The following is a 15,702-nucleotide window of genomic DNA, read 5'->3' as shown; positions in this document are numbered from 1 at the left end:
ATCAGATCGAAACGCGCTCCAATTGATTTTCGGTCAGTTGCGCTGATCTGGCGGTGGCACTTCCGACTTCTGTTTGCAGTCCTTCAGCCAAACGTCATAGATTGGGTGTTCGACAGCATTGAGTCCGGGACTATCGGCAAACATCCAGCCGGTGAAAATACGGCGTATCTTGCGATCCAGCGTGATTTCATCGACTTCCACAAAACCATCCGTGCGTGGCGCTTCGTTCTCGGTGCGCGAGTAGCAAACTTTCGGCGTTACCTGAAGGGCGCCAAACTGGACCGTCTCATTGATATAGACGTCGAATGTCGTGATGCGTCCGGTGATTTTATCGAGACCTGAGAACTCAGCAACCGGATTGGTGATGCGTTCGGCCATGGCTGCCTGAAAGGTGCTGGTGGTCGCCATGAACGAAATCAGGGCAATTTGAACTGCTCTTTTGATCGAGTTTTTTCCGTTGCCAGCCGCGCCGTGAGATTGCTTCGTCAAAACGGAGATCCGCATCCAAAGGGTTTAAATTAAGCCGGAACAATTCCTAAGCATGAAATGTGACGATTCGTTGCCCTGTCGCAAGCCGCAATGCAGTCGTTGTTGCGAAGTGAGCCGTCTATCCTCAAACCTTTTCCGCTATTGCGTAACAAAGGTGGGCATATAAGAAATCCGGCGCGAATAAACGCGCCGGATAAAAAGAATAACCGATTGTCAGTTGCCCGGCGTCCAGGCATCGTACTCGCCGGTCACGCGCGGGCGTTCCGCAGGTTCCGTGCCCGGACGGGCGATAGCGCCCTTCGGGCGATAAGCCAGCGGAGAACCAGTCAGGTTTTGCAAATGCGGCTTCTGCCAGTCGCGCGGCTTGTAATCTTCCTTGGTAGGCGGCGTATCGACACGATGGTGCATCCAGCCATGCCAGCCGGGAGGAATAGCGCTTGCTTCCGCATAGCCATTGAAGACTACCCAGCGACGCGTCCGACCTTCGGAGTCTTTGCCGCCCTGATAATAGATATTGCCGAACTCGTCCTCACCGACGCGCTCGCCCTTGCGCCACGTATGAAACCGTGTGCCGAGCGTCTGGCCGTTCCACCAGGTGAAAACTTGCGTAATAAATTTCTTCATGACCTATTCCAGATCCATCATTGCCACAGGTGATCGAAACCACCGGGTTTTCTTGCTTATGGCCCTATCGCTCGGCCATGGCAAGGGTCAAGTTGCCGCTGTCACAAGAGTATGAAGAGGCTAAAGCGCTGCGCGTTTCAGGCTTTTATACTCTCGCATGTCTTGGTCTCAAGCCGATCCCCGCTTTGGGAGACATGCATTACATATTCCAGCTTTCGAGCGACTTTTCCATTACCAGCACAGGTTCCTTGCAATTGGGATCACCCCAATCTTCGTTACGACCCACTTTGGTATAGCCTTTGCGTTCGTAGAAATTCACCGCTTTGGCGTTTTTCTCGATCACTTCAAGCTTCATGGTTCGAACATCAGGAAAAGCCATCTCGATTTCTGCGAGAAGCATCGTCCCTATACCCTGAACCTGCGTATCAGGACGAACATAAAGCTGATGCAGCGAAGCCTTACCTTCTTCGGCCTGGCTGGCAAACGCCATTCCGTCGATGCCGCCTTCGCCATTGTCGGCGACGATGAACTCCGAGTAAGGCTTTTTCAGATTGGTCTTCAGCACAGCAATGCTGTGCCATTGGGCGGTAATGGCATTGACCATTTCCCGCCCGAGAATGTCATCGAAGGTCGCGTGCCAAGTCGATACAAGCAGTTCGTGCACTGCCTTGAGATCAGCCTCTGTCGCGCTTCTTACCCACATTACTCTTCGATCCCGAGCTTGGCCTTGACCAGGTCATTGACAGATTGCGGGTTGGCCTTGCCGCCAGTTGCCTTCATGACCTGACCGACGAACCAGCCAGCCAGCGTCGGCTTGGCCTTTGCCTGCTCGACCTTTTCCGGGTTGGCAGCGATGATGTCATCGACAGCCTTTTCGATGGCGCCGGTATCCGTGACCTGCTTCATGCCACGTTCTTCAACGAGCTTCTTCGGGTCACCGCCTTCGTTCCAGACGATTTCGAAGAGGTCCTTGGCGATCTTGCCGGAAATCGTGCCGTCCTTGATCAGATCGATAACCGCACCGAGCTGTTCCGGGCTGACAGGTGATTCCTCGATGTCCTTGCCTGCCTTGTTCAGAGCACCAAGAAGATCGTTGATGACCCAGTTCGCAGCGGCCTTTCCGTCACGACCGGCAGCAACGGTTTCGTAGTAATCGGCAATCGCCTTCTCGGTCACGAGGATCGATGCATCATAAATCGAGATGCCCTGCTTCTCGACGAGGCGCTGCTTCTTGACGTCCGGTAGTTCCGGCAGCTCTGCTGCCAATGCATCCACGAATGCCTGGTCGAATTCGAGCGGCAGAAGGTCTGGATCCGGGAAATAACGATAATCATGCGCTTCTTCCTTGGAGCGCATGGACCGGGTTTCACCCTTTACCGGATCGAACAGACGCGTTTCCTGATCGATGGAACCACCGTCCTCAAGAATGGCAATCTGGCGACGGGCTTCATATTCAATCGCCTGACCGACAAAGCGGATCGAGTTGACGTTCTTGATTTCGCAACGCGTGCCGAACTCGCCGCCCGGACGGCGCACGGAGACGTTCACGTCGGCGCGCATGGAGCCTTCGTCCATATTGCCGTCGCAAGTGCCCAGATAACGAACAATCGTACGCAGCTTCGTCAGATAAGCGCGGGCTTCATCCGACGAACGCAGGTCTGGCTTGGAAACGATTTCCATCAACGCCACGCCAGAACGGTTCAGATCGACATAGGACATGGTCGGATGCTGGTCGTGCAGAGACTTGCCTGCGTCCTGTTCCAGATGCAGGCGCTCGATGCCGATCTCCACGTCTTCGAACTGGCCCTTATTGTCCGGGCCGACCGAAATCATGATCTTGCCTTCGCCAACAATCGGCTGCTTGAACTGCGAAATCTGATAGCCCTGCGGCAGATCGGGATAGAAATAGTTCTTGCGGTCGAAAACCGATTTCAGATTGACCTGAGCATTGAGTCCGATGCCCGTGCGAACCGCCTGTTTGACGCATTCCAGATTGATCACCGGCAGCATACCCGGCATCGCCGCATCTACCAGAGAGACATTGGAATTAGGCTCCGCGCCGAACGAAGTGGAGGCACCGGAAAACAGCTTCGATTCTGACGTGACCTGCGCATGGACTTCCATGCCGATGACGACTTCCCAGTCGCCGGTGGCGCCGGAGATAAAGCGTTTCGGTTCAGGCGTGCGCGTATCGATAAGTGACATTACTGGCTCGACAATACTGTGATTGGGCTGAAACTGATTGCTTACTGGCTAGAGCAAAGCCCCACCGGATGCAAGCTTTTCAGCCGTTTATCCGTGGGTTGAAACGGAAAAGGCCGCGCAATGCGCGGCCAGTTCCAAATTCGTCAGACGGAGAAGATTAAGCCTCTTCGGACTTGTCTTCGTCGGCCTTCTTCTTAGGAGCGGCCTTCTTCTTCGCAGCAGCCTTCTTGGCAGGCTTTGCTTCCGAAGCAGCATCTTCGTCTTCAGCCGTCAGCTCTTCCTTCGAGACCTTCTTGTCGGTCACGTTGATGTTGGCGAGCAGATGATCAACGACCTTTTCTTCAAAGATCGGGGCGCGAAGGTTGGCAACGGCATCCGGCGTCTTACGCAGGAAGTCGTAGATTTCCTTTTCCTGGCCCGGATAACGGCGAACCTGGTCGTAAACAGCGCGCTGCAGCTCTTCTTCAGAAACTTCAACGCCAGCCTTTTCACCGATTTCGGAGAGAACCAGACCGAGACGCACGCGACGCTCAGCAAGCTTGCGATATTCTTCACGAGCAGCTTCTTCGGTGGTTTCTTCGTCTTCGAACGTGCGGCCAGCCTGCTGGAGGTCGAAGTTGATCTGCTGCCAGATGTTGTTGAACTCGGCGTCAACCAGCTTCTGCGGCGTGTCGAACTGATAATCGCCGTCCAGAGCGTCAAGAATCTGACGCTTTACCTTCTGACGGGTGATCTGACCGTACTGGCCTTCGATCTGTTCACGAACAACCTGACGCAGACGCTCAAGCGATTCGATACCGAGCTTCTTTGCAGTTTCGTCGTCGAGAACGAGTTCGTTCGGCTTGGCAACTTCCTTGACCTTGATGTCGAAGGTAGCTTCCTTGCCGGCCAGATGAGCTGCACCGTATTCAGCAGGGAAAGTTACGTTGATAACCTTCTCGTCGCCGGCCTTGACGCCAACGAGCTGCTCTTCGAAGCCCGGAATGAACTGACCCGAACCGAGAACGAGCTGTGCGTCATTGTCCGCACCGCCTTCGAAAGGCTCGCCGTCGAGCTTGCCGAGATAGTCGATCGTGACGCGATCTTCGTTTTCGGCCTTGCCCTTCTTGGTTTCGAAGGCGCGGGTCGACGAAGCGATACGCTTGACCTGATCGTCAACTTCCTCATCGGAAATATCAACGACTTCACGGGTCACCGCGATCTTGGAGAAATCCTTGACTTCAATTGCCGGCAGAACTTCGTAGTTCAGCGAGAAAACGAAATCGGCCTTGCCGTCGAGAACCAGTTCGGCCTCTTTTTCGTCTTCCGACAAGATGACTTCAGGCTGCGTAGCAGACTTTTCGTTGCGCTCAGCGAGAATCGAGCGCGACGAATCGCTCAGGATTTCGTTCACGATCTCAGCCATGAAGGACTTGCCGTAGGTCTTGCGCAGATGTGCTGCTGGCACTTTGCCTGGACGGAAGCCGTTGATCTTGGCGCGGCCGCGCGCGGTATCGAGCCGCTCAGCGAGCTTGGCTTCGAGATCTCCGGCCGGAACCACGACTTTAATCTCGCGCTTCAGCCCTTCATTGAGCGTTTCGGTAACCTGCATGTTCAAACCTTCACTTCTTGTCATTGTCCCGCCGTTACCGGCGCTTATGCCTCGTCGCGGGAGAGAAATTCTTTTGCCTTAAGGCAGTTGGTGCGGATAGAGGGACTCGAACCCCCACGGTCTCCCGCCAGAACCTAAATCTGGTGCGTCTACCAATTTCGCCATATCCGCTTCTGAACCGAAGCGCATTCTTTAGAACGCACCAAATTCGTCTCAGATCTTGAACTGCCCTCGAAAGCGCGCGTCTCTATATCATCCAATTTTCCCGGTTCAAAGGAAAAAAGCCGCCTTCCCAGCAGAGAATTACCACGCTCGATCAGACTACCCTTCCCGTCTCTATATAGCGATCCTGCCGCATCAGCCAACCCCTTTGAAACAGGGAGTGATTGCAGGATCAATAAAGCGGCTCCTGATAGAGCTGTAGCCCGTCTTCCTGCAGCGCTTTAATGACGGGCGCTCCCTTCGGATCAACAGCGACCACAGCGGTGATCCGCCGCTCCCGCTGACTGTCTTCTATTGCACGTCCTTGCCCCTCGGGCACATAATATCGTTCAATACCGAAGTTGAGACGGATATTCGATTGCGGATCATCCGAGATGGAATAGACGGCTTCGCCGCGAATCTGCACCTCATCCGACGCAAGCTCTGAAAACGGATGGAATGAGGCGCGCGAGAAGCGTGCTATTCCGTTCGCATCAGGTTTCACCGCCACATAGACAGTACGCGAGCCAGCCGGACGTTCGCCCAGAATGTCCTTTCGCGACAGGCTGGAAATCTCGTAACCCAGAACAACATAGTCGCCGCGCATCAGGTCGCGCGGATCGAACGGTTCCGTCTGAAGTGTCACTTCCGCGCCTGAACGCAAGACAGAAGCACGTTTTTCGATACCTGCATAAAGAATGCCTGTTTGTAGCAATGCGGTGATGGTTGCCCCGACATAGAGCCATTTAAACCGAATGGTCATGGGCGAGCCTCCGCACTGCTTTTCCTTCCGAAACGGTTCTCCATACGTCGCACAAATGCAGCCAGCAGCAGCACGAGAATGCCCGCTGTCAGGAAGAAGCCTGATGTTCCGATCATCGTACCGACCGTCTGAAAGGCCAGATAAAGGACTTCGATCGAGAAAGCGGCATAGGCTATCGAACGCAAGCCGCCGTTGTTCCGGCCACCAATTGCAATGGCTGCGATCGAAAGCGCCAATATGAAGATGCTATATATTATGTCCCGATCCAGACTTGCGGTAACGCCGGAATAGGAGAACATCTGGTTGAGTTGAAGTGTGACGAGCGACAACAGCGCCAGAAGCAGGCCGTATGCTGCGAGCGGATGCGCAAAGCGCGTCAGTCTTTGCAGCGTCGCATGGGCAAAACCGTCAGCCAGTATCAGGCCGATTCCCATGATCAGCATGAGCACCAGCACCGTATTGCTCTCGTGCTCGGCGTAAACGAGCAAAGCCCAACCTATGGAGAACATGGACCATAGATGCGCCGCATGCCGCGAGCGCGTGAAAAGGGCTGCCCCAGCGCCAAAGAGCAGAAGTAGCGGACCGACCCAGCGATAGGTCATATCATCGTAGGACGAGCCCTCGAATACGTAGGTCGAAAGATAGAAACAGGCGACCCCGGCACCGAAAGCCGCCAATACCGGCGATCGCAGAAGAAAGGCTGAAATCAGGACGCCGACAGACCAGTAGATTGCGGCGGAATGGATATCGCCGGACAAATGATACATTTGCCCCATGAGCGCCAGCCCTGCCCCGAATGATGCAGCCCCCACAATATAGAGTGTGGCCGGGAACAGCTTGTCACCGCGAGATTGCCGCCAGGCACCGCCAAGATAGCTACCCCATATAAGAACAAAGATGAGGCCGATACGCATCAGGCGCGGCATCTCCTGCCAGTTCGCAGCAACCAGCATGATAACGGCTGCGCCGAGAAGCAGCCCGCCAAGGGTGGCCAGAACGGAACCGAGGCTGAAGACCGAAGCACGCTTTTCAAGGTCGGCCTTCAGTTTCGATGCTGTTTCCGCATTGATCAGACCGTCTCGCTGCCATCTCTCGATCAGGCGTTCAACAGAAATGGAAAATGACAAATTAGCTCCTGGTCATTCTGTCAGTTGTTGCCGACGCAACGGTAAGCGTTTGAGAACATATAGGAAACTCCGCTGTCGGCAAAGAGCGAGATCAAATCGCTTTGCGGCAATTTTGTGCCCTACCAGTCTAATCGATTTAGCGTGACTTGCAGAACCCGCAAAGCAGCTATGCAAACTCGGGTCTGCAACCTGCGAAAACAATAGCTTATATGATGGGCAACAAACGAGATGAATTGAACAGAACTCCAGTTCCTCAACGATGAAGGAATAGCACGATGAACATCCTCCGCTCTTACAACAACTGGCGCCGTTATCGCGACACCGTCAATGAACTCAGCCAGCTCTCCACTCGTGAGCTGAACGATCTTGGCATTTCCCGCGCGGACATTCCGTTCGTGGCTCGCCAGACCAAGGCTCGCTAATTTAACGAGCCTCATAGTTTCTCCCGATACGGGTTTCTCCAAGTCTGGATCCTCCTCCCACCAGACTTGGTTCATCGCAGAACCATCCTCCTCCCAGGTTTTGCGATAACAAGACCGGTCTCCTCCTCCCAATGCCGGTCTTACCATAATGGCATCCGTCGCTCCTCCTCCCGCGACGGATGCCATTTTTTTTGGCTCTATTTCCCCCTGGCTAGCCTTCTCCATTGAAGGCATTCCGCAAAGGCGATAAGGAAAACGCCATGTCAAACACACCCGATCTTTCACCCGTTCATGTCGTCGGCGGTGGCCTTGCCGGTTCTGAAGCTGCGTGGCAGCTCGCGCAGGCGGGCGTGCCCGTCATATTGCACGAAATGCGCCCTGTACGCGGCACCGATGCCCATAAGACCGAACAGCTGGCCGAGCTTGTCTGCTCCAACTCTTTCCGCTCGGACGACGCCGAGACAAATGCTGTTGGCGTTCTCCATGCCGAGATGCGCCTCGCCGGTTCACTCATCATGGCTTGTGCCGACGCACATCAGGTCCCCGCTGGCGGCGCTTTGGCAGTTGATCGCGAAGGCTTTTCCCAGGCTGTTACTGCAAAGCTCGAAGCTCATCCGCTGATTACCATCGTTCGGGAAGAAGTCACCGGCTTGCCGCCAGAGGAGTGGGGAACGAGCATCGTTGCCACCGGCCCCCTGACAGCGCCCTCGCTCGCCGAGGCTATTCAGGCACAAACCGGCGCGGATGCTTTGGCCTTCTTCGATGCCATCGCACCGATCATTCATTTTGATTCGATCAATATGGACGTATGCTGGTTCCAGTCGCGCTATGACAAGGTTGGTCCGGGCGGCACTGGAAAAGACTATATCAACTGCCCTATGGACAAGGAGCAGTATGAAGCCTTTGTGGCCGCATTGGTCGAAGGTGACAAGACCGACTTCAAGGAATGGGAAGGCACGCCCTATTTCGATGGCTGCCTGCCGATCGAGGTCATGGCCGAACGCGGACCGGAAACCTTGCGTCATGGCCCGATGAAGCCGATGGGGCTCACCAATGCCCACAATCCGACTGTGAAGGCTTATGCCGTCGTGCAGCTTCGCCAGGATAATGCGCTTGGCACGCTCTACAATATGGTCGGCTTCCAGACGAAACTGAAATACGGTTCTCAAACCGGCATCTTCAAGATGATACCGGGTCTGGAAAATGCGGAGTTCGCCCGTCTCGGCGGCCTTCACCGCAACACCTATCTGAATTCGCCAGTGCTGCTCGATGGTACGCTTCGCCTGAAATCACGCGAGACATTGCGTTTTGCCGGCCAGGTGACGGGCTGTGAAGGTTATGTCGAATCGTCCGCCATCGGATTGCTGGCGGGTCGTTTCACGGCTGCAGAAAAACTTGGGCAGACGCTGGCCTCACCTCCGGGGACGACCGCATTCGGTGCCCTGCTCGGTCATATTACCGGCGGGCATATCGTTGCCGACGACGAACCGGGCAAGCGCTCGTTCCAGCCTATGAATGTGAATTTCGGCCTGTTTCCGCCCATCGATGTTCCAAAGCCGGAAGGCAAGCGTCTGCGCGGCAAGGAAAAGACTATTGCCAAGAAACACGCACTCTCCGCGCGCGCACTGGCTGATTGCCGTCAATGGCTAGGACTGGCTGAATAAGATTGCGATAGGCTTCGGTCGAGATGGACCGAAGCCTATCGATTCCACTTGCTCAGAAGTTCGCTCTGAGCAGAAGCCATTGCTTTCGGATAGCCGAAATATCCGCCACCTTTTCGGCAGCCCGCGCACCCAGGCGCTCAATTGCTCGCAGATAGGCTGGGACAAGCGCCAATGGCAGAAACGCCGGAGCAAGGCTCTTCGGCAACTGCGACTTGTTCCTCTCGAAAATCGCCAGATGTTCTCGTGCAAAAGCCAGCATAATGCTGACGACGCGCTCGACAGCCGCCTTGTCTTCGCCAGCAATCAAGGTCTCGCGGGTTACACCGACAGCCTGCAACATATCGGCTGGAACATAGAGTTGCCCGCGCCGCAGATGAATAGGCATAAGGCGAAGCAAGCCGGTCACCGCCTGCGCCACACCGGCATGACCGGTGATTTCTGTCTGTGTCTGAGCGGCATCTCTATCGAGTATAAAACCGGCTAGCTGGATGATTGCCGATGCGGTTTCACCGCAATAACCCTCCAGATCGTTGCGGCTGGGCATAGGATCGTCATAGAGATCGAAAATGCGCGCTTCGCAGTAATTATCGAAGGCGGCTCGTGGCAGCTCATATTTTTCAATTGTGCTGATCAATGCGGCAGCTACAGGGTGCCCTTCCGCAATGCCCCTCGCCTCACCGTTGATGAGATCGCGCCACCATTGCAGCCGGACTTCTCCAGGCAGCGGTTCGTGAACCAAATCACGGATACGCGCAATCTCTGCATTGAATGCGTATAATGCAGCCAGACCGCCGCGACGGTCTTCCGGTGCATAAAGCACTGAAAGATAGCGATCTCGGTCAGCTTCGCGAAGCAATGCCAGGCAATGTGCCTCATTCTCGTTCATAGCATTAGTCTACAGCAATCAGCGCCGCCGCGACCGCGCGATCTTCCGCCAGCAGCACATTGTAGGTGCGGACGGCTGCACCTGTGCTCATAGGATCGGAAGAAATGCGGTGTTCGCGCAGGATGGCGCGCACATCTTCTGGGATACGGCGCAAATCCATGCCTGTCCCCACCAGCAGAATCTCAATATCGGATGCTTGCTCCAGGATCATTTCCAGATCAGCTTTGGCCAGTACCGGCGGTGTTGCGGGTTTCCAGCCGTGAATTCCCGAAGGCAGGCAAAGTATGGACCCGCGATGCGACATCTCGGCAAAGCGGAAGCCTCCATCGCCATAGGCATCGATAGGAGCACGGCCCGGAAAATGGGCTTCGCGTATCTCTATCCCCTTAGCCATTCTCAGCTTTCCAAATTCAGCGATTGCGCCAGTTCATCATCCATGGAATCGCCTGCCTGATCTGATCCGCGCGGCTTGAGCCCGAACTGAACCAGCAATGGAGCGGCGATGAAGATCGACGAATAACTCGCAACGATAATACCGACGCTCAGCGCCAGCGCGAAACTGCGGATATCTGCGCCCCCGAAAGCATAAAGCGGGATATGCGCGAGAAAGGTCACAAAGGACGTCAGCAAGGTACGCGACAGTGTCTGGTTAATAGACGCATCGATGATGGCAGGTAGTGGTGCGCTCTTGTAGACTCGCAGATTTTCACGAACACGGTCGTAGATCACCACCGTATCGTTCAGCGAATAGCCGATGATCGTCAGGATCGCCGCAACGCTCCACAGATTGAATTCCATGCGGAACACGATGAACATACCCGCCAGGATGATGACGTCGTGCAATGTCGACAGCACCGCGCCAAGCGCGAGCTGCCAGCGGAACCGGACCCATACGTAGATGAAGATACCGATCAGCGACAGAATGACCGCCAGAACGCCAGCGCGCGAAAGCTGTTCGGAAACCGTCGGCCCGACGACCTCTACCCGCTGGAATGAATAATCCTGTTCGAATTCCCCGCGCAGCTTCACGGCGACGGTTTGTTCGGCATCGTCGCCGACTTCCTGACTGCCGATAATGACAAGTGCGGAGCGTGGTGACTTTGCCGGCAGAACACGGGCGCTATCGATATTAAGTTCGGTAAGCCGCTCGGTGATGTCTTCAAGATTGGCGTCGCCACTGCGGGCCTGCAATTCGACCATCGAGCCGCCGCGGAAATCAATGCCGTAATTGAATCCTATATTGACGAACAGAGCGACTACAATGGCGCAGGCCATTATCGATATGCCAAGCGTCACGAACTGCAGACGCATGAACGGGATGTGGGTCACAGTCGGGACCAGCTTCAAACGGCGCTTCGGCACTTCCTTCGGCTTGGCTGTGCGCACCCATTGCGCGATCAGCAGGCGGGTGAAGGTGAGCGTGGTGAAGAGCGTCGTGCCGATACCCACCGCCACCGTCAATGCGAAGCCGTGAACCGTTCCCGAGCCAAGCAGGAACAGCACGAGTGCCGCAATAAGTGTGGTGAGGTTCGCGTCGATAATGGTCGAGAGGGCGCGATAGAAACCGGATTCCATAGCCTGAACCACGGAATAGCCTTTGCGACGATCTTCCCGCACACGTTCGTAAATAAGGATGTGAGCGTCAACCGCCAGACCGATGGTCAGCACCAGACCGGCAATGCTGGCGAGACTGATCGAAGCACCGATCAGCGAGAGTATCGCTGTCAGGATGATGATGTTGACGGCCAGTGCGACCATGGCGATCACGCCAAGGATGCCGTAGGACAGGACCATGAACAGGCCGACGAGCAGTGCAGCAAGCAAGGCTGCCAATGCAGCGGCACTGGCGTAGTCTTCGCCCAATGCAGATGCGATCGTGCGTTCTTCCAGGACCGAAACATTCTGCGGCAGCGCGCCTGAACGCAGCACAACCGCCATGTTATTGGCTGCCTGAAGATCGAAGGCGCCTGAAATCTGCAACTCGTTCGTATCGAGCTTCTCTTCGACGGCGGGTGCAGAAACGATCTGGTTATCGACGACGATAGCAAAGCTTCCACCGACCAGATGGGATGTTGCCTCGGCAAGGTTCCTGCGACCTGCATCGTCCAAAGTCAGCGTAATGACAGGCTCGGTATCATCGTCGGCAAGTGTCGCCTTGGCATCCGTCACATTGGCGCCCGTCAGGATCGGCTGCTTTTTGACGAGATAGCCGACGGGCGGATCGTCATAGGAGTAGATGATTTCACTGTCTGCCGGTGGCGTGCCACGAATGGCATCATCCGGCGACATGGTGCTATCGACAGCCCGGAATGAGAAATCGCCGCGGACGCTCAGAATGTCTTTCAGAAGCTGCGCGTCATAAACACCGGGAACTTCGACCCGAATCTGATTGCGGTTCTCTTCTTCCACAACAGGCTTGCCATAGCCAAGCTCTTCCAGACGCTGCCGCATAATATTGGCAGTGCGTTCGAGGTCCCCGCGTCCGGCATTCTGCACTTGCAGGACCAGTCGCGAGCCGCCGGAGAGATCAAGCCCAAGGGCGATCTGCTGCTTCGGCAGGAAATTTGGCAGTTTTGCCAGCGTTTCACGCGAGAAAAAGTTAGGGGATGCGATGACGAAACTCACGAGAACCGCGAGCCAGATCAGGGCAGATTTCCAGCGTGAAAAATAGAGCATAGAGCAGCAATTCCGTATCAGCTTGGATAGAGCATGCCGGAGTTCACTTGTTGCGAACCGCTCTCCGGCGTCGTGGCACGCACAACTTATGTTAGCGCTTACCGAATAATGCGCAGGCCCCGGTTATTGAAATCTTACCGGGGCCTGAAGTGTCGTGAAAAGAATTATTTGTTCTTGTTGTCGGCGACTGGCTCGCCCTTGACGCGAACATCCATCAGCGTGCTGCGCATAACACGGATGCGAACGCCTTCAGCGATTTCGACTTCAAGTTCGTTGTCATCAACAACCTTCTGAACCTTGCCAACAATGCCGCCGCCCGTGACGACGGTGTCCCCGCGACGAACCTGGGTCAGCATTTCCTGACGCTTCTTCATCTGGGTCCGCTGCGGGCGGATGATAAGGAAGTACATGATCACGAAAATCAGGATGAACGGCAGAATGCTCATCAGCATGTCTGGGCCAAAAGCGCCGCCGCCAGGTGCTTGAGCGAAAGCCGGTGTTACGAACATTAGGAACTCCTCTGAAGTCTCGAAGACAGATTATTAACGGCATTACAATGGTTAGCGCGCCAAATGCAACCGGCGATGATCCCGCCTGCGCCAAGGTCGCACACTTTTCGCCTCCGCTGTGACATGTTAAGCCGTTACCCCTATCATCAGGGGCATGAAATGACGACCGAAGACATACTCAGCCAGAAACTGGACCGCTTGATCGCCGCTCTGGAACGCATCGCGCCGCCGGAAGCTAAAACACCCGATCTTGACGCCGCAGACTGCTTTGTCTGGGCTCCCGAACGCTTGACTCTAGATCCGGTCAGCCATGTGAACCGCGTGGATATCGCACTGATCCGTGGCGTAGATTTGGTACGTGACCAGCTCGTGGACAATACCCGGCGTTTCGCAAACGGATTTCCGGCGAACAATGTGCTGCTCTGGGGAGCGCGGGGCATGGGAAAATCCTCGCTCGTCAAGGCTGCACAGGCAAGCGTGAACGCAGAAATGCCGGATCGCAATCCGCTCAAGCTGATCGAAATTCATCGCGAGGATATTGATAGCCTTCCGACATTGATGAACCTCATCAAGAGCACAGACTATCGCTTCATCCTGTTCTGCGACGATCTTTCCTTCGATCATGACGATACGTCCTATAAATCGCTCAAAGCCGCACTTGAAGGCGGCGTTGAAGGCCGACCGGGCAATGTGATCTTCTACGCGACCTCGAACCGCCGTCATCTGATGCCGCGCGACATGATCGACAACGAACGCTCGACCGCGATCAACCCTTCCGAAGCCATTGAGGAAAAGGTATCGCTTTCGGACCGCTTCGGCCTCTGGCTGGGCTTCCACAAGTGCAGCCAGGACGACTATATCGCCATGGTTGACGGCTATGCGGCTCATTTTAAGCTGACTTACGATCCAGCCAAGATGCATGCAGAAGCATTGGAGTGGTCCACAACACGCGGAAACCGTTCAGGGCGCGTTGCATGGCAATATATCCAGGATCTCGCAGGTCGCCTCGGCATTGCAATGTAAAAAGACGAATGATGCATAAAAAAGAAGGCGGGCTTTTAGCCCGCCTTCTTTTTATTTCGAATCGTTTTCAATCAGGATTCCAGATACTTGGAAGGATTGACCGGCGACGAATTCTTGCGCACTTCGAAATGCAACTTCGGAGATTTCGCGTTGCCGCTCATGCCCGATTTTGCAACGTCTTCGCCGCGACGAACCTTCTGGCCACGCTGAACCAATATCTGGCTATTATGGCCGTAAACGGTGACGAGGCCATTGTCGTGGCGGATCAAAACCGTCTGGCCGAATTCCTTCAGACCGTCGCCGGCATAGATGACGACGCCGTTTTCTGCAGCCTTAACCGACGTTCCTTCCGGAACCATAATGTCGATACCGTCACTCACCGATGTACCTTCACGCTGGCCGAAGCTTGCGAGAATACGGCCACGCACCGGCCAACGCATCTGCGAAATGCCGGTTGAAGAAGGTGCTGCCGCCTGATCCTTTTCGGCATCTTCGATCACCTTGTTGCTCGCTTGCGGCGGCGTATAAGGCTTCACATCGGCATTGGCGGTCGGTGCAGCCGCTGCCTTGGCCGGATTTTCCGGTGGCTGCGAAACTGCGGCGACCTGCGTTGCATTACCCGCAGCAGCAGAAGGAATGACGAGCGCCTGTCCGACGCGGATAGCGCCATTCGACAGTCCGTTTGCCTTCTTCAATTGCTCGACAGGAACGTTGTGCTTCTGCGCGATGGAGAACAGCGAATCGCCGCTCTTCACCGTGTATGTACCGTTCGGCGCTGGCGGCGTCGTTGCGTTTGCGCCCGCCGAAGCCATATCGTTTGCCGAAGGCTTCTTGCCGTTGACGGCAGGTGCCTGCGGTACGACTGCTATATTGTTGTCCGTTGGTCGCGGCATGGTTGGGTTCGCCGGTAGCTGCCCGAGAACCTTTTCCTGCGCACCGTTCACGGTGTTACGCGTAGACGTTGCCGCACTGGCGACTTTGGTTTCTGCTGCATTGACCGTGTTGTTCACACGGTTTGTTGCCATGTCCTGTGCCTGTCCGACCTGATTCTGAATGTTGTTGGATGCCGCTGCGACCGGAGCCTGTACCGACTGTCGTGCTGCTGCCACCGGCGCTGCCATCGGCGCCGAAGACACCGGCGGCAATGAATTGCGCTGAACGGAACCGCTCGAAGCGGGGGCTACGGGAGCCGCGGATGCATAAAGATCGCCAGTCGGCTGCTGTGCGACACGCTGACTGGACGTCGACCCCGTACTGATACCATCAGTGAAGCGCATCGTATCGGCACTGCACCCGGCACCAAAACCGGCAATCAGAACGATCGCGACATTCCGCAGGAGACGTTCAGACGTGTGCTGCAAAATTTGTAAACGCATGTTCAACTCGCCCATACTCGAAACTCAGTAAGGTGATTAAAACGCGTTAATGTTACTCTCTGGTTAAGAACGGCAAATCTTCGAAAAAAGATTCACCAATTAAATACCATAAGTGCACAAAGCGGCCAGTCCGCCCCTCCGACGAT

Annotated in this window: 15 protein-coding genes and 1 tRNA gene; 3 read left to right on the top strand and 13 right to left on the bottom strand. The window is 55.4% G+C overall.

All coding sequences use genetic code 11. From position 1 onward, the window contains the following. Positions 1-33: 33 nt before the first annotated feature. The 8 genes from CQZ93_RS05665 to CQZ93_RS05625 all read right to left on the bottom strand — a co-directional run bounded on the left by CQZ93_RS05665 (position 34) and on the right by CQZ93_RS05625 (position 7,000). Complete coding sequence (locus CQZ93_RS05665) at positions 34-504, bottom strand: DUF2155 domain-containing protein (protein WP_105541720.1); 471 nt, start codon at positions 502-504, stop codon at positions 34-36. 198 nt (positions 505-702) lie between these two features. Beyond that, positions 703-1,113, bottom strand: a complete 411-nt coding sequence (locus CQZ93_RS05660) for an NADH:ubiquinone oxidoreductase subunit NDUFA12 (protein ID WP_105541719.1) — start codon at positions 1,111-1,113, stop codon at positions 703-705. Between the two features lie 199 nt (positions 1,114-1,312). Next, entirely contained in the window at positions 1,313-1,816 is a 504-nt protein-coding gene (locus CQZ93_RS05655) for a GNAT family N-acetyltransferase (protein WP_105541718.1), read from the bottom strand. After that, entirely contained in the window at positions 1,816-3,318 is a 1,503-nt protein-coding gene (gene gatB, locus CQZ93_RS05650; RefSeq protein ID WP_105541717.1) for an Asp-tRNA(Asn)/Glu-tRNA(Gln) amidotransferase subunit GatB, read from the bottom strand. Before gatB ends, CQZ93_RS05655 begins: the two co-directional genes overlap by 1 nt. 157 nt (positions 3,319-3,475) lie before the next feature. Next, positions 3,476-4,909, bottom strand: a complete 1,434-nt coding sequence (gene tig / locus CQZ93_RS05645) for a trigger factor (protein ID WP_286153441.1) — start codon at positions 4,907-4,909, stop codon at positions 3,476-3,478. Positions 4,910-4,997: 88 nt separating this feature from the next. After that, a tRNA-Leu gene (locus tag CQZ93_RS05640) sits at positions 4,998-5,080 on the bottom strand. Between the two features lie 223 nt (positions 5,081-5,303). After that, positions 5,304-5,873, bottom strand: a complete 570-nt coding sequence (locus CQZ93_RS05630; protein WP_105541714.1) for a GDYXXLXY domain-containing protein — start codon at positions 5,871-5,873, stop codon at positions 5,304-5,306. Beyond that, the gene (locus CQZ93_RS05625; RefSeq protein WP_105541713.1) at positions 5,870-7,000 is read right to left on the bottom strand and encodes a DUF2157 domain-containing protein; all 1,131 of its coding nucleotides are present in this window, start codon (positions 6,998-7,000) and stop codon (positions 5,870-5,872) included. Before CQZ93_RS05625 ends, CQZ93_RS05630 begins: the two co-directional genes overlap by 4 nt. Positions 7,001-7,275: 275 nt before the next feature. Here CQZ93_RS05625 and CQZ93_RS05620 point away from each other — a divergent pair, with 275 nt between their 5' ends. Both CQZ93_RS05620 and trmFO read left to right on the top strand, forming a co-directional pair. Further along, positions 7,276-7,422 carry a DUF1127 domain-containing protein gene (locus tag CQZ93_RS05620; RefSeq protein WP_105541712.1) on the top strand — a complete coding sequence of 49 codons (147 nt, stop codon included), beginning with the start codon at positions 7,276-7,278 and terminating at the stop codon, positions 7,420-7,422. Between the two features lie 260 nt (positions 7,423-7,682). After that, positions 7,683-9,086 carry a methylenetetrahydrofolate--tRNA-(uracil(54)-C(5))-methyltransferase (FADH(2)-oxidizing) TrmFO gene (gene trmFO, locus CQZ93_RS05615; RefSeq protein ID WP_105541711.1) on the top strand — a complete coding sequence of 468 codons (1,404 nt, stop codon included), beginning with the start codon at positions 7,683-7,685 and terminating at the stop codon, positions 9,084-9,086. 52 nt (positions 9,087-9,138) lie between these two features. Here trmFO and CQZ93_RS05610 read toward each other — a convergent pair whose 3' ends face one another. From CQZ93_RS05610 to yajC, 4 genes are all read right to left on the bottom strand, one after another. Continuing rightward, positions 9,139-9,972: a phytoene/squalene synthase family protein gene (locus CQZ93_RS05610; RefSeq protein ID WP_105541710.1), complete on the bottom strand. Its 834-nt coding sequence runs from the start codon at positions 9,970-9,972 to the stop codon at positions 9,139-9,141. 4 nt (positions 9,973-9,976) lie between these two features. After that, complete coding sequence (locus tag CQZ93_RS05605) at positions 9,977-10,366, bottom strand: Mth938-like domain-containing protein (RefSeq protein ID WP_105541709.1); 390 nt, start codon at positions 10,364-10,366, stop codon at positions 9,977-9,979. Positions 10,367-10,368: 2 nt separating this feature from the next. Continuing rightward, positions 10,369-12,648 (bottom strand): protein translocase subunit SecDF, encoded by a 2,280-nt coding sequence (secDF, locus tag CQZ93_RS05600; RefSeq protein WP_105541708.1) that lies wholly within the window; start codon positions 12,646-12,648, stop codon positions 10,369-10,371. A gap of 164 nt (positions 12,649-12,812) precedes the next feature. Then, on the bottom strand, positions 12,813-13,157 hold the full coding sequence (yajC, locus tag CQZ93_RS05595; RefSeq protein WP_105541707.1) for a preprotein translocase subunit YajC: 345 nt from the start codon (positions 13,155-13,157) through the stop codon (positions 12,813-12,815). A 159-nt stretch (positions 13,158-13,316) separates the two neighbouring features. On the opposite strand from yajC, the gene CQZ93_RS05590 reads away from it, so the two are divergent. After that, a complete protein-coding gene (locus CQZ93_RS05590) occupies positions 13,317-14,180 on the top strand; it encodes an ATP-binding protein (RefSeq protein ID WP_105541706.1) in 864 nt (287 codons plus the stop codon). 71 nt (positions 14,181-14,251) lie between these two features. Here the strand turns inward: CQZ93_RS05590 and dipM are convergent, their stop codons facing one another. Further along, a complete protein-coding gene (dipM, locus tag CQZ93_RS05585) occupies positions 14,252-15,571 on the bottom strand; it encodes a cell division endopeptidase DipM (RefSeq protein WP_105541705.1) in 1,320 nt (439 codons plus the stop codon). Positions 15,572-15,702: the final 131 nt, after the last annotated feature.

It is taken from the genome of Ochrobactrum vermis, assembly GCF_002975205.1.
Taxonomy (GTDB): domain Bacteria; phylum Pseudomonadota; class Alphaproteobacteria; order Rhizobiales; family Rhizobiaceae; genus Brucella; species Brucella vermis.
The sequence above is the reverse complement of the archived record's forward strand: the minus strand, read 5'-3'. Positions and strand labels throughout refer to the sequence as shown.